Source organism: Xanthomonas campestris pv. campestris str. ATCC 33913 (genome assembly GCF_000007145.1).
GTDB classification, from domain to species: domain Bacteria; phylum Pseudomonadota; class Gammaproteobacteria; order Xanthomonadales; family Xanthomonadaceae; genus Xanthomonas; species Xanthomonas campestris.
Genome location: NC_003902.1, coordinates 4,299,938 through 4,312,645, shown reverse-complemented (window position 1 = coordinate 4,312,645; position 12,708 = coordinate 4,299,938). Strand labels below are relative to the sequence as shown.

General features: G+C 67.2%; 13 protein-coding genes. 2 read left to right on the top strand and 11 right to left on the bottom strand.

Translation table 11 applies throughout. From position 1 onward, the window contains the following. Window positions 1–45: 45 nt before the first annotated feature. The 9 genes from XCC_RS18740 to mdcA form a co-directional block, all read right to left on the bottom strand. A complete protein-coding gene (locus tag XCC_RS18740; protein WP_011038701.1) occupies window positions 46–765 on the bottom strand; it encodes a GntR family transcriptional regulator in 720 nt (239 codons plus the stop codon). A gap of 79 nt (window positions 766–844) precedes the next feature. Continuing rightward, on the bottom strand, window positions 845–2,200 hold the full coding sequence (locus XCC_RS18735) for an SLC13 family permease (RefSeq protein ID WP_011038700.1): 1,356 nt from the start codon (window positions 2,198–2,200) through the stop codon (window positions 845–847). Window positions 2,201–2,289: 89 nt separating this feature from the next. Then, complete coding sequence (gene mdcH / locus XCC_RS18730; protein ID WP_011038699.1) at window positions 2,290–3,210, bottom strand: malonate decarboxylase subunit epsilon; 921 nt, start codon at window positions 3,208–3,210, stop codon at window positions 2,290–2,292. Between the two features lie 163 nt (window positions 3,211–3,373). Then, window positions 3,374–4,213 (bottom strand): triphosphoribosyl-dephospho-CoA synthase MdcB, encoded by an 840-nt coding sequence (gene mdcB, locus XCC_RS18725; RefSeq protein WP_011038698.1) that lies wholly within the window; start codon window positions 4,211–4,213, stop codon window positions 3,374–3,376. Between the two features lie 323 nt (window positions 4,214–4,536). Next, window positions 4,537–5,178, bottom strand: coding sequence for a malonate decarboxylase holo-[acyl-carrier-protein] synthase (mdcG, locus tag XCC_RS18720; RefSeq protein ID WP_011038697.1), 642 nt, complete (start codon window positions 5,176–5,178; stop codon window positions 4,537–4,539). 2 nt (window positions 5,179–5,180) lie between these two features. Further along, window positions 5,181–5,885: a biotin-independent malonate decarboxylase subunit gamma gene (gene mdcE / locus XCC_RS18715; RefSeq protein WP_011038696.1), complete on the bottom strand. Its 705-nt coding sequence runs from the start codon at window positions 5,883–5,885 to the stop codon at window positions 5,181–5,183. Next, window positions 5,882–6,778: a biotin-independent malonate decarboxylase subunit beta gene (locus tag XCC_RS18710; protein WP_029217125.1), complete on the bottom strand. Its 897-nt coding sequence runs from the start codon at window positions 6,776–6,778 to the stop codon at window positions 5,882–5,884. The genes mdcE and XCC_RS18710 overlap by 4 nt, the downstream gene beginning before the upstream one ends. A 439-nt stretch (window positions 6,779–7,217) precedes the next feature. After that, entirely contained in the window at window positions 7,218–7,535 is a 318-nt protein-coding gene (gene mdcC, locus XCC_RS18705; RefSeq protein WP_011038694.1) for a malonate decarboxylase acyl carrier protein, read from the bottom strand. A 9-nt stretch (window positions 7,536–7,544) separates the two neighbouring features. After that, window positions 7,545–9,191: a malonate decarboxylase subunit alpha gene (mdcA, locus tag XCC_RS18700; RefSeq protein WP_011038693.1), complete on the bottom strand. Its 1,647-nt coding sequence runs from the start codon at window positions 9,189–9,191 to the stop codon at window positions 7,545–7,547. Window positions 9,192–9,388: 197 nt separating this feature from the next. On the opposite strand from mdcA, the gene XCC_RS18695 reads away from it, so the two are divergent. Then, window positions 9,389–9,922 (top strand): PadR family transcriptional regulator, encoded by a 534-nt coding sequence (locus tag XCC_RS18695; RefSeq protein ID WP_011038692.1) that lies wholly within the window; start codon window positions 9,389–9,391, stop codon window positions 9,920–9,922. Window positions 9,923–10,035: 113 nt separating this feature from the next. Beyond that, window positions 10,036–10,824 (top strand): siderophore-interacting protein, encoded by a 789-nt coding sequence (locus XCC_RS18690; RefSeq protein WP_011038691.1) that lies wholly within the window; start codon window positions 10,036–10,038, stop codon window positions 10,822–10,824. A 360-nt stretch (window positions 10,825–11,184) separates the two neighbouring features. Here the strand turns inward: XCC_RS18690 and XCC_RS18685 are convergent, their stop codons facing one another. Both XCC_RS18685 and XCC_RS18680 read right to left on the bottom strand, forming a co-directional pair. Beyond that, a complete protein-coding gene (locus XCC_RS18685) occupies window positions 11,185–11,907 on the bottom strand; it encodes a YceI family protein (protein ID WP_011038690.1) in 723 nt (240 codons plus the stop codon). 90 nt (window positions 11,908–11,997) lie between these two features. Continuing rightward, the gene (locus XCC_RS18680; RefSeq protein WP_011038689.1) at window positions 11,998–12,588 is read right to left on the bottom strand and encodes a malonic semialdehyde reductase; all 591 of its coding nucleotides are present in this window, start codon (window positions 12,586–12,588) and stop codon (window positions 11,998–12,000) included. Window positions 12,589–12,708: the final 120 nt, after the last annotated feature.

Below are 12,708 nucleotides of genomic sequence, written 5' to 3'. Positions count from 1 at the left end.
ACCCACCCAGCGAACAACGCCCCCCAACAGCAGAACAAAAACCCCCTAAACCCCACCCGACCGCGGCAACGGCGCAGGCACATTCAACATCCCCCCCGCCGCCACATACGCCGCCAACGCCTGCCCCTGACTCAACAGATGCGTGTGCATGGTCCGCTCGGCACCTTCCGCATCGCCGCGCCTCACGCACTCCATCAATTCCCGATGCTCGGCCAACGACTGCGCCATGCGTCCGGGCGTGAGCAACTGCCTGCCGCGGTGCATCTTGAGAATGCGGTGCAGATCGTGGGTGACGCGGATCAACCACGGATTGCCGGCGTAGTGCTGCACGGTTTCGTGGATCAGATAATTGTTGCGGTAGTACTCGGCAAGGTCGCCAGCAGCAGAGGCCGCTTCCATCGCCGCATGCAGTTCCTCCAATCGCTGCACGCCGGCCGCGTCGATGCGCTTGACCGCGTCGTGCGCGCAGCGGCCTTCCAGCATCGCCATCACCGGGAACAGCTGGTTGAGGTCTTCCAGCGACAAGCGCGTGACCCGGCTGCCACGGCCGGCGTCCAGCTGCACCAGGCCTTCGGCCGCCAGCAGCTTGAGGCTCTCGCGCAGCGGGGTACGGCTGATGCCCAGTTCCTCGGCCAGGGCGGGTTCGTCGATCCATTCGCCCGGTGGCAGCACGTAGTCGTAGATCTTCTGGCGCAGGCGCTCGGCCACTTCCTCGTAGAGCGGTACGCGCTTCTTGGTCGTGCGCGAATCGGGGGCGAGGGTCATGGCGGGAACATCGTCGTGGCAAGGAAGAGGGCGCCCATTCTACGGGCGCGCCCCCCTGCCCTGCTGGCGGCATGCCGGCTCACAGCCAACCCGGCACCACGAACAGCAGCCACGCCGCCAGAGGGCCGAGCACCACTACCAGGCCGCTATAGACCAGGAAACGGCGGAACAGCGCGTCGCGCTCTTCCTTGGCGGCCGAGGCCACCACCAGCGCGCCATTGGTGGAAAACGGGCTGACATCGACGATGGTGGACGACACCGCCAATGCGCAGATCACACCGGCCGCGCCCAGATGCCCTTGCATCAGGAACGGCACCGCCAGCGGAATGGTGGCACCGAGCACCGCCGCCGACGAGGCAAACGCCGACACGATGCCGCCCACGTAGCAGACCAGCAACGCGCCCAGCAGCGGCATGCCGATGTGCGAGACGCCGGTGCCGATGTAATCCACCGCACCAGCCTCTTCCAGCACCGCCACATAGGTCACCACGCCGCTGATCAACAACACCGTGGACCAGCTGATGCCATCCACTGCGCCTTTCTGCGCGCTGGGCGAAATCAGCGCCAGTGCCACCGCAACGGTGATCGACACCAGGCCGACGTTGAGGTTGTAGACCAGCGCAGCCACGCCCAGCCCGAGCAGGCCGACCAGGGTGATCACGCGGTCGCGGGTGATGGCCACCGCTTCCAGCGCGAGCGGGTTGGTCGACAAGGTGCCGCCGCCGGCCGCCACCAACGCACCGTGGCCTTCGATGGCGAACGGGCGCTTGGAGGCCTGGTCGTCGGCCACCGGCACGTACTGCGCATCGGCCAGCGACAGCTCGTTGCGGCGCATCAACTGCAGGCCACCAAAGGCGCAGAAGCAAATGATCGCCATCATCAGGTTGAAGCCCAGGCTGGTGAGGAATACGGCCATCTCGGTGACATCGAGCCCGGCCTTTTCCACCACCTTGTTGGTGATGCCGCCATACACGCTGATGGGCGAAAACCCGCCGCCCTGCGCGCCGTGGATCACCAGCAGGCCCATCATCAAGGGATTGATGCGGTATTGCTTGGCAAAGCGCAGTGCCACCGGGCCGATGATGGCCACTGCCGCCGGCCCCAACGCACCAAACGCGGTGAGCAGGCCGGTGATGACGAACATCACCCACGGGATGGCCACAATGCGCCCACGCACTGCGCGGACCGCCCAGTGCACCAGCAGATCGATGGTGCCGTTCTTCTGCGCGATGGCGAACAGATAGGTGATGCCGACCAGGGTGAGGAACAGATCGCCCGGGAAGCCGGCCAGGACCTCCTTGCCGTCCAGCCCCACCCACACGCCACCGATGATGAAGGCCAGCGCGAAGGCCACCGCACCCATGTTGATGGGCAATGCGGTGGCCACGATGAACATGATCACCAAGCCAAGAATCGTTGCAATTTGCGGGGTCATGCGCCCTCCCAGACACCTGATACGCGTACAGCACGGATGGCCGCCCGCCACCCCAGGGTTACTACCTGTGCACCACGGTCAACCGCACCTCACGCCACACGCTCGCAGGCGGCGCTCACCCACTCGGCGGCACCGTCCAGGCTGTGGAAATCTTCCACCGAGCGCGCTTCGCACGCGGGCAGCAGCTCACGCGCCATGCGTGCCAGCGCGCTGCCCGGGCCAAGTTCGAGAAACACCCGCGCGCCACGTTCGGCGGCCTGCACCAGCACGTCATGCCAGCGCACGGTGCGCGCGATCTGCGCAGACAGGCTGCTCACCACCGCCTGTGGCGTAGTAACGGCACGCGCATCGATGCCGGCCAGCACGCGATGCATTGGCGCACGCACGGCGCTGTCCTGCAGCACCGCGGCGAACGCATCGGCGGCCGGCTGCAGCCAGTGCGTATGCGCCGGCACGCTGACCGGCAAGTGGGTGACGCGGGCCCCGCGCGCGGAGGCATCGTTGCCCAGTGCGGCCAGCGCACTGCGCGGCCCGCCGAGCACGGCATGGTCGTCGCCGTTGATGATCGCTAGGGCCACGCCATGGCTCTGGCAGAGCGCGTCCAAGGCGGTGATCGGCAGGCCGACCACGGCCATCAGGCCGGCGTCTGCCGGGCTGGCGGCATCCATCACCCGTGCGCGGGTGGCCGCGAGGTGCAGGCAGGTAGGGATATCGATGCTGCCGGCCACCGCGTGCGCGGTAAGCTCGCCCACGCTGTAGCCGAGCACCAGGGTTGGGGTGGGCAACTGCGCACGCAATGCCTGCCAATGCGCCAACGTGCCGGCGCAGACCAGCGGTTGCGCAATGGCGTTGTCGAAGCGACGCGGATCGGCAGCGAGTGCGATGGGATCGGCGCCAAGCACGCTGGCAGCGGTGGCGATCACCTCGGAGGCCACGGGCAGCTGCGCGATGCGCGCGAACATGCCGGCGTGTTGGCCGCCCTGCCCTGGGCACAGGATGGCGAGGCTCATGCGCAGCCTCGCGATGTGTGCGCCTGACGCGTGCCGCGCGTGTCGTTGTGGCGGCGTGCGCGCTGGCCATTGCCGCGCAGGTATTGCTGTTTGCCCTGCAGACCTGACGCGCATCCAGCCGGCACACTTGAAAGCTGTGCTGCCAGCAGTGCGGTGCGCATGCTTACAGCGCCTCCTGCGCATGCAAAAACCACGCACAGGCCAACAGGTCGGCGCTGCCGCCCGGGCTGAGCCGGCGGACGACGAATCCGTCACCGATCCGTGCCAGCTGCGCACGCCAGCCCGCCTGTGCAATGCCGCCGGCCGCCAGGAACGCGCGCGCCTGCTGTTGCGCATGTGCCAAGCCGGCCTGGCCGCCACGATGCAGCAGATTGAGATCGTCTACCTCGGCGATGAGCTGCATCAACGTCTGCGCCAAGGCCGCCTCACGCGATGCGCCGCCAGCCAGCGCGGCACGCAGCGACGGCAAGGCCACATCGCGTAGCAGGGGGTAGCCGGCTGCGGCCTGCTCGCGCACACCGGCCACGCGGTACTGCGCACGCATGCGTTGGCCGTGACTTTGGGAATCCAGCGGTGCGGCCTGCAGCGCGGCGCTCCACGCCTGCACTGCGCAACACACCTGCTCGCCGCTGGGCTGGCGCCCATGCACCGCACGCAGGCGCGCTGCCTGTGCAGTGAGCAGGCCGAGGCTGAAGATGGCGCCACGGTGGGTGTTGATGCCGCCGGTGGCACGCGCCATCGCGGCCTCGGCAGCAATGCCGAGCTGGCGCAGGTGCTCGAACGGCGCCTGCGCAATTCCGGCCTGTGCGATGGCCACAAAATAGCCACGCAACGCAAACAGGCTGCGCAGGAAGGTGGACGCATCCATGTCGGTATGGCTGCCTGCATCGAACGGCGTGACCAGGCCCGGCTTGGGCGCGCAGGCCAGCTCGGCGTGCAGTGCGCATACCGCCAGGCGGCCCAGGCGGTGGGCCAGGTGCGATGCAGTTGCTGCAGATGGCACGCCCGCGGGGGTGTGCGTCTCCGTGTCAGTGATAGCGCTTGCGTGTGGAACGTGGCGCGGTCTTTCGCCTGTGGACACTGGAACTTGCCGAGGCGCCGCATCGGCGTGGAGTGCCTGCGTAGCGCGATTCGGCAGCGTGCTGCTGCTTACGATGCCAGGCGCTGACGCTAGGCCAGTGGTGACCGAGGACAGACGAGTGCCCTCCATATCGATAGCGCACGCTGTTTCGGGCGCGTTACCGGGAATGCCCGTCGCGCCCGGGCGCGCTCCTACGGGGGCTGCGGTGATGCCCCGCGATGCAGGGTGATGTGCTGCACGCATATTCATGCTGCGCACCGCTCTGGAAACAGCGCGGTGCGCGGCAGCAACCGGCATCCGTCGTTGCGCTTCACCAGCACCTGCTGCGCGTCCCCGGCATATTCGCGCCAGTTCACCGCGTTGCCGTCGGGCAGCAGCAGTTCGCCATCGGCACGTCGTGCCGTGACGTGTTCCCACTGCTGCAGCAGCGTGACCACCGCGTGCGCCTGCGTTGGCGTGTCCAGTGTCCACAGCAGATCCACGTCCGAAGCGGCATGCACATACGGCAGCCCGGTCACTGCCTGAAACGCAAAGCTGCCGAAGACGCGCGGCTGCATGCCGATGGCTGTGGCCTGCGCCTGCAGCGCGTGCAGCGCGGCCTGCCACTGCGGTGGCGCATGCGAGATGACCTCGGGCAAGGCCAGCGCAGGCACGCTGCGGGCGATGTCGCTCACTTGCGCGCACAACGCAATGCGCTGTTTGCCTTGCGCAGGTGGCAAGGGCACGCCCAACCGCACCTGGCCGGGCTGTTCAGCGCCATCGCGGCGTGCAACCACTGCCGGAAACCCCGCTGCAAACCAGGCCTGCAGCCGCGGCTGTGCGCCAGGCGTGAGCGCCTGCGAGGGCGCATCTGCCCGTAACCACACCAGGGCGTGGCGGCCGGCCATGCTCAGGCCTCGCCCGCTGCCACGGCGGCGCTGACATCGCGCGCCAGCGTGCGGCCACCGCGCTCGGCACCGAGCGTCCGCCGCTGATCACCGGTGCTGGGCGTTGCCAGGGCATCGAGCAAGGCTTGCGCCAGGTCGCCGTCCCACAGCGATTCCACTGCGCCCATACGCACGTAGTTTTCGACGCCCGGCGCGAACACCGGCGAGCTCTTGCTCAAGGCCTGCAGCGTGTCCACGGTCTGCTTGGTTACGCGCGCCATCGCACGCAGATCCATCACGCGGATCTGCGCATCCGGCAGAGCGTGGATGTGATCGGCCATCAAGCCGAACGACAGAAACCCGCCGCTCACCGATTCGCCGTACACCAGTGTGACCAGGCGTGCGCCGCGTGCGCGTGCCAGATCGAGCGACTTGGCCAGATGCGCGAAATAGCCATTGATGCCGAGCAATTCGTCACCCCGTGCCAGCCGTTGCCCGGCGGTGTCGGCCAGCATCACGATCGGCCGTTGCGGATGCGTGCGCGTGCTGGCCAACACCGTGGCAGCCAGGGCGAGCGCATGGTCCACACCGACCTCCAGCTTGTTGGCGGTGCCGATCACGGTGACCTCGCCGGCCGCGGTGGTGGCGCTGCCGGTCAGCACATCGTCGTGGCAGGCGATGGCGTGGCCCAGCGGAAACAGCTGGTCGAATAACGCGCTCAGGGTCATGGCGTGCTCCGGTCGGCAGTGGCCGCGAGGAAGGCGTCGGTGTCCAGCAGCGGCAAGCGCTCCGGGTCGGCAATGCCCTGGCGGCGCCAGATCTCCACCCCGTCGCGGCAGTCGCCATACGCGGTGATGCGCGCCGCCAGCGCGTGGTGTTCGCGCTCCAGTGCCTGCAACGCGGCATCGCCCTGCGGCTCGGCCAGTGTGTCCAGCGTGGTGGCCGCGGCGTCTGCGAACGCGGCAATGCGGTCGGGCACCAGCGTCTGTGCATCGCCGATCAAATAGCGGTGCTTGCCGCCGGTGACGCGCCATACCAGCGCGCGGTCCCGTGCGTCGAATTCTTCCACGCCACGCACGGTTTCGATCACGTCCGGGCCGGACAACGACAGCCGCCCTTCTTCGGACATGATCACCGCGCTGCAGCAGCGCGCCACGATGCCCATGCCGCCGAAGGCGCCATTGCCGCTGCCGATCAGCGCCAGCACCGGCACGCCGGCCGCGCGGGCACCCAGGGTGGCGCGCATGATTTCGGAGATGGCGATCAAGCCGGCATTGGCTTCGTGAAGGCGCACGCCGCCGGTGTCGAGCAGCAGCACCACCGCATCGGGCGTGGTGGCTGCGGCGCGTTCCAGCAAGCCGGTGAGTTTGGCGCCATGCACTTCGCCAACGCCACCGCCCATGAAGGCGCCTTGCTGGGCGGCGATGAGCACGTGGCGTCCGCGCAGGCGCCCTTCGCCGACCACGATGCCGTCGTCGAACGCGCCGGGCGTGTCGAGTTGCGCCAGGTGCGGGCTGATCAGGCGGCGACGTGGGCCGACGAATTCAGTGAAGCTGCCGGCGTCCAGCAGCCCGTCGATGCGCTCGCGCGCGTCGGCTTCGTAGTAGCTGCGCTCGGCCATGGGAACGGTGGTGCTCATGCGCGGCTCCTGATGGTGTGCGTAGCAGCGCAGGTGGGCGCGATTGAGGCGTTGTTACTGGTAATGCCCATCGCGCGCGAGCGTGCTCCTACGGTGCTGATGCGTTGGCTGGCGACTGCTTGCGTCGGAGCGCACTTGTGCGCGATCGAGGCATTACCGGTAACGCCCATCGCGCGCGAGCGCGCTCCTACGGTGCTGATGCGTTGGCTGGAAACTGCTTGCGTAGGAGCGCACTTGTGCGCGATTGAGGCTCTACCGGTCATGCCCCTCGCGCGCGAGCGCGCTCCTACGGTGCTGATGCATCGGCTGGTGACTGCTTGCGTAGGAGCGCACTTGTGCGCGATTGAGGCCTTACCGGTCATGCCTCTCGCGCGCAAGCGCGCTCCTACGAGGTCATGGGTGTGTGCTGGATCGTGGCGGCTCATGCGTCGGCTCCTTGCAGCACGTCGATGGCCTGCTCCAGACGCAGGCTCACCACCGCCGGCGTAGCGCCGACATCGTTGATGCTGATGCGCACGTCCTGCAGCGAATGACGCGCGGCGAAATCGTCCAGCACCGCTTGCCAGATCTCACCGAAGCCGCGTGCGGCGGTGACGATTTCGATCTCCATCGCGCCGCCCAGCGGCACGCGCTCGACCAGCACTTCCAGATTGCCGGAGGCGACCACGCCGACCAGGGCGTGATCGAGCCCGGTGCGTGCGCCATTGCGGCCATCGAAGCGATAACGCAGGGTTTCCATGCAATACCCCTACCAGTTGCGAAAACGTTTCGGCGGGTCGTACAACCCACCGGACCAGCGCACCAGGTCCTTGACCGTGCGCGCGGCAAGCAGATCGCGAGTGGCGTCGCGCGGGCGGATGCCCAGATCATCGGGACGCTTGATGACCCCGCGGTCGCGCAGGTTTTCCACCATGCGCTTGTCGCGGCCCAGGCCGACCGTGGTGTAACCGGACACGCCGCGAATCGCCTGCTCGCGTTCTTCCGGCGTGCGGCACAGCAGCAGATTGGCGATGCCTTCTTCGGTGAGCACATGGCTGACGTCGTCGCCGTAAATCATCACCGGCGGCAGCGGCAGGTTGGCGCGCTCGGCCAGCTCCCACGCATCGAGCTTGTCGACGAAGGCCGGCGCCATGTGTTCGCGAAAGGTTTCCACCATCTGCACCACCAGCTTGCGCCCGCGCGGCATCTCGCCCGGCCGCGCGGCTTCACGGCCGGCCTTGAGCCAGGCGGCGCTGGCATGGCGGCGGCCACGCGCATCCGAGCCCATATTCGGCGCACCCCCGAAGCCGGCGATGCGGTCGCGCGTGGCGGTGGAACTGTTGCCTTGCAAATCGATCTGCAAGGTGGAGCCAATGAACATGTCGCACGCATATAAACCCGCGGTCTGCGAAAGCGCACGGTTGGAACGCATGCTGCCGTCGGCACCGGTGAAGAACACATCCGGGCGCGCGGCGATGTACTTCTCCATGCCCAGTTCCGAGCCGAACGAATGCACCGATTGCACGAAGCCCGACTCAATCGCCGGGATCAGCGCCGGATGCGGATTCAGCGCCCAATGCCGGCAGATTTTGCCCTTCAGCCCTAGCGACTCGGCGTAGGTGGGCAGCAGCAATTCGATGGCAGCGGTATCGAAACCGATGCCGTGATTGAGCCGGTCCACACCGTATTCGGCGTAGATGCCCTTGATGGCCATCATCGCCATCAGCACCTGGATCTCAGAGATCTGCGCCGGGTCGCGGGTGAACAGCGGTTCGATGTAATTGGGCTTGGGCGCGTGGGTCACGAAGTCCACCCAGTCGGCCGGGATATCCACGCGCGGCAGCGTGTCCAGGATTTCGTTGACCTGCGCAATGACGATGCCGCCCTTGAACGCGGTGGCCTCCACGATCACCGGCGTGTCTTCGGTGTTGGGCCCGGTGTAGAGATTGCCGTGGCGGTCGGCGGCCTGCGCGGTGACGAGCGCGATGCGCGGGGTGAGGTCGATGAAATAGCGGCCGAACAGTTCCAGGTATGTGTGGATGGCGCCGATCTCGATGCGCCCTTCGCTCACCAGCCCGGCCAGGCGCGCGGCCTGCGGGCCGGAGAACGAGAAATCCAGGCGCTTGGCGATGCCGCGTTCGAACACGTCCAGGTGCGCGGGCAGCGACAGCACCGACTGCACCATGTGCAGGTCGTGCACGCGCGTGGGGTCTACCTCGGTGAGGCAGCGCGCCAGGAAATCGGCCTGCTTCTGGTTGTTGCCTTCCAGGCAGACGCGGTCGCCCGGCTCGATCACCGCTTCCAGCAGCGCCACCACATCGTCGGCGGCCACCACCCGCCCGCGGGGCGCGAGCGCGGCGGCGCGCTGCAGGCGCTGGCGGCGGCTCTCGGCCTGGGTGTCCCACTGTCGACTCATCGCGTACGCCTCACCGGGCCGAGCCCGTAATGTCGAAGTAATTACATCGTAATTATGCAACCTTTCCCTGTCTAGCGGCGCTGCAGCATCAAGCTGCGCCAAGCAGTTTCTGTGCCGTGCAAGTCAGCTGGGCGACAGTTGCACGCTTGCCGCAGCCTGCCTTTCGATATATCGTTTCGAAAACTTCGATATATCGAATGCAAACTCCCTCAGACCCCATCGCCGCGCCAGATTTCGACACTCCCGCCGGGCGCGCCCGACGGGGCGGCACCGCCCGCCCGCTTGGCCACGGCGACCTGCGCCTGCTGTTGCTGGCGCTGATCGAGCAGCAGCCGCGCCATGGGTACGAGTTGATGCGCCAGATCGCCCAGCTGTTCAAGGGGCTGTATACGCCCAGTGCCGGCACGATTTACCCGGCGCTGGCGCAGTTGGAAGCCGACGGTTGGGTGCTCACCGACCAGGACCAGGGGCGCAAGCGTTACCAGATCACCGAGGCCGGCCGCGGCCACGCCAGTGCGCACCGCGATGCGCTGGACGCCGCCCTGGCACGCACGCACCGGCGCGCGCGCGACCTGATCAAGGCACAGACACCGCCGCCGATCCGCGACGCCATCCACCGCATCAAACACGGCCTGTTCGCCCGGCATGGGCAATGGACCGAGGCCGAAACCGCGCGCATTGCCGCGCTGCTCAACGCCGCCGCCGACGGCATGGAGCCAGGCGACACCTGAGCCTGCGCACCGCGCTTGTACCGTGACATTGGCCCGCCGCCGCCAGCCTGACCGCGCCGATGCGCCCATCCCCCCGCCACGCGTTGCGTGGCCTTCCCCAGGAATTGCACTCCATGGCTGTCCACACCAATACCCAAGTTCGCCGCGACCCCCGCCTGCGCTCCGTACAGGTACTGCGCTGCGAAACGATCACCCCGCAGATGCGCCGCATCGTGTTTGGCGGCAGCGAGTTGGCCGGCTTCCAGAGCGATGCCCCGGACGACCACGTCAAACTGTTCTTTCCCAATGCCGACGGCGCCTTCGTGCTGCCGACAATGACGGCCGAAGGCCCGCGCTACGACGCGGGCGCCGTGCCCTCGCCCGGCCGCGACTACACGCCGCGCTATTTCGACCCGCAGAGTAGCGAATTGAGCATCGATTTCGTGCTGCATGGCGATGGCGTGGCCTCCAGCTGGGCGGCACAGGCGCAGCCCGGCGATGACTTGAAGATCGGCGGCCCACGCGGCTCGTTCCTGGTAGCCGACGACTACGACCACTATGTGCTGCTCGGCGACGAAACTGCATTGCCCGCAATCGGCCGCTGGCTGGAAGCCATGCCGGCCGACATGCACGCGGAGGTCTACATCGAAATTGCCGACGCGGCCGAGCGCCAGGAGCTGCTCAGCGCTGCCGACGCGGATATCTACTGGCTGGAGCGCAACGGCTTCGACGCTGCGACGAGCACGCTGCTGGAAGACAGCCTGCGCGACTACGAGCCGCACGACGGCGACACGTTCTACTGGATCGGCGCCGAATCGATGCGCGCGCGGGCAATGCGCAAGTTTCTGGAAGAGCACCTGCAAGTGGACAAGGAGTCAGTGCGTGCGAAGGGCTATTGGAAGGCGGATCCGGCTGGGGAATGAGGCGTTGGTGCGTGGTTTACGGCGTGCGTGGTGCGTGGTGTTGGGCTGAGGGTGGAGCCCCTCGCGGCCTAGGCCGCTCCTACACGAGCTGACTGGTCGTGCGTGGTGTTGGGCTGACGGTGGAGCCCCTCGCGGCCTAGGCCGCTCCTACACGAGCTGATTGGTCGTGCGTGGTGTTTGGGCTGAGGGTGAAGCCCTCGCGGCCAAGGCCGCTCCTACACGAGCTGAGCGGTTGTAGTTCACCGCATCACTGCATGGCGCCGGTCACGCGCACAAACAAAAAGCCCGCCAATTGGCGGGCTTTTTGTATTCCACACATCGGTGCGATTGCGCGCACCGGTGCATCGACAGCGCGGCGAATTACTTCGCGGCAGCGTCGCCGGCCTTGGCCTGCAGGGCCTCGGTGGTGATGCGGATCTTGACTTCGTCGCTGACGTTCGGCGCGTACTGGCCAACGCCGAAATCGCTGCGCTTGATCGTGGTGGTGGCGTCGAAACCAGCGGCCGGCACCTTCTTCATCGGGTGCTCGCCGGCACCGTTGAGGGTGACGTCCAGCACGACCGGCTTGGTCTGGTCCTTGATGGTCAGATCGCCGGTGACGGTCAGCTTGTTGGTGCCGGCCGACTCGACCTTGGTGCTCTTGAAGGTGGCGCTCGGGAACTTGGCCGCGTCGAAGAAATCACCGCTCTTCAGGTGTTCGTCGAACTTGGCGGTGAAGCTGTTCAAGCCGGACAGCGGCAGGGTCACCTGCACGGTCGACTTGGTCACGTCGGCAGCGTCGTACACCAGGGTGCCGTCGACATTGCCGAAGTGCGCGGTGGGGTTGGAGAAGCCGAAGTGGCTCCACTGCGCCAGCACGTCGGTGTGGGTCGGGTCCAGCGTGTAGGTGCCGGAGGCCACCTGCACGGCCGGCGCGGTCGACGCATCGGCAGCCGGTGCGGGCGCAGCAGCGGCGGCATCGGCCGGGGCGGTGGCGGCCGGGGTTTCGGCAGCCGGCGCGGCGGCGTTGTCGGCCGGCTTCGAGCAGCCGGCGATGGCCAGGGTCAGGGCGAGCGGCAGCAACAGCTTATGGGTGGTCTTCATTGAAACTCCTTGAGATGGGTGAGCGCGCCGAGGCGACGCGATGGGACAGGGGCAGACGGACGAGGACTGCGGGAAACAGCGACCGCGCGCTTAAGCGATGCGTGCGGCTTCGTCGAAACTCAGGCGCGGCAGGCGCGGGAACAGCCCGGCCGGGTCACCGTACCCGAGATTGACCAGAAAGTTGGATTTAATCGGCGTGCCGGCAAAGAACGCAGCATCCACCTTGGCATTGTCGAAGCCGGACATCGGGCCGGCATCCAGGCCCAGCGCACGCGCGGCCAGGATCAGGTACGCGCCCTGCAGCGAGCTGTTGCGGAATGCCGACTCGGTGCGCGCCGTGCGCGGGCCGTCGAACCAGCTCTTGGCATCGGCATGCGGGAACAGGTACGGCAGCTTCTCGTGGAAGTCTTCGTCAAACCCAATGATCGCCGTCACCGGTGCGGCCAGGGTCTTGGCGGCGTTGCCTTCGGACAATGCCGGCTTGAGCTTTTCCTTGCCCTCGGCGGTGGTCACGAACACGAACCGCGCCGGCGAGCCGTTGGCCGCGGTGGGGCCCCACTTGACCAGGTCATAGAGCTCGCGCAACAGGTCTTCGCTGACCGGCGTATCGAGGAAGGCGTTTTGCGTGCGGGCGGTGCGAAACAGCTGATCCAGCGCGGCAGCGTTGAGCAGGTCGGACATGGAGACTCCGGGAGACAGTGGGATGGCGACAGTAGGGTGCAGCAACGGCGCCAGTGTGAAGACCCGCAGTGTAGAGTGGTGCGATTGCTGGAACACACGCTCAATCTGAAACAAATCTAT

What these genes read in the sequence shown, in the direction of transcription:
- XCC_RS18740 (WP_011038701.1), bottom strand. Translation starts at nt 765, where the DNA reads ATGACCCTCGCCCCCGATTCGCGCACGACCAAGAAGCGCGTACCGCTC.
- XCC_RS18735 (WP_011038700.1), bottom strand. Translation starts at nt 2,200, where the DNA reads ATGACCCCGCAAATTGCAACGATTCTTGGCTTGGTGATCATGTTCATC.
- mdcH (WP_011038699.1), bottom strand. Translation starts at nt 3,210, where the DNA reads ATGAGCCTCGCCATCCTGTGCCCAGGGCAGGGCGGCCAACACGCCGGC.
- mdcG (WP_011038697.1), bottom strand. Translation starts at nt 5,178, where the DNA reads ATGGCCGGCCGCCACGCCCTGGTGTGGTTACGGGCAGATGCGCCCTCG.
- mdcE (WP_011038696.1), bottom strand. Translation starts at nt 5,885, where the DNA reads ATGACCCTGAGCGCGTTATTCGACCAGCTGTTTCCGCTGGGCCACGCC.
- XCC_RS18710 (WP_029217125.1), bottom strand. Translation starts at nt 6,778, where the DNA reads ATGGCCGAGCGCAGCTACTACGAAGCCGACGCGCGCGAGCGCATCGAC.
- mdcC (WP_011038694.1), bottom strand. Translation starts at nt 7,535, where the DNA reads ATGGAAACCCTGCGTTATCGCTTCGATGGCCGCAATGGCGCACGCACC.
- mdcA (WP_011038693.1), bottom strand. Translation starts at nt 9,191, where the DNA reads ATGAGTCGACAGTGGGACACCCAGGCCGAGAGCCGCCGCCAGCGCCTG.
- XCC_RS18695 (WP_011038692.1), top strand. Translation starts at nt 9,389, where the DNA reads ATGCAAACTCCCTCAGACCCCATCGCCGCGCCAGATTTCGACACTCCC.
- XCC_RS18690 (WP_011038691.1), top strand. Translation starts at nt 10,036, where the DNA reads ATGGCTGTCCACACCAATACCCAAGTTCGCCGCGACCCCCGCCTGCGC.
- XCC_RS18685 (WP_011038690.1), bottom strand. Translation starts at nt 11,907, where the DNA reads ATGAAGACCACCCATAAGCTGTTGCTGCCGCTCGCCCTGACCCTGGCC.
- XCC_RS18680 (WP_011038689.1), bottom strand. Translation starts at nt 12,588, where the DNA reads ATGTCCGACCTGCTCAACGCTGCCGCGCTGGATCAGCTGTTTCGCACC.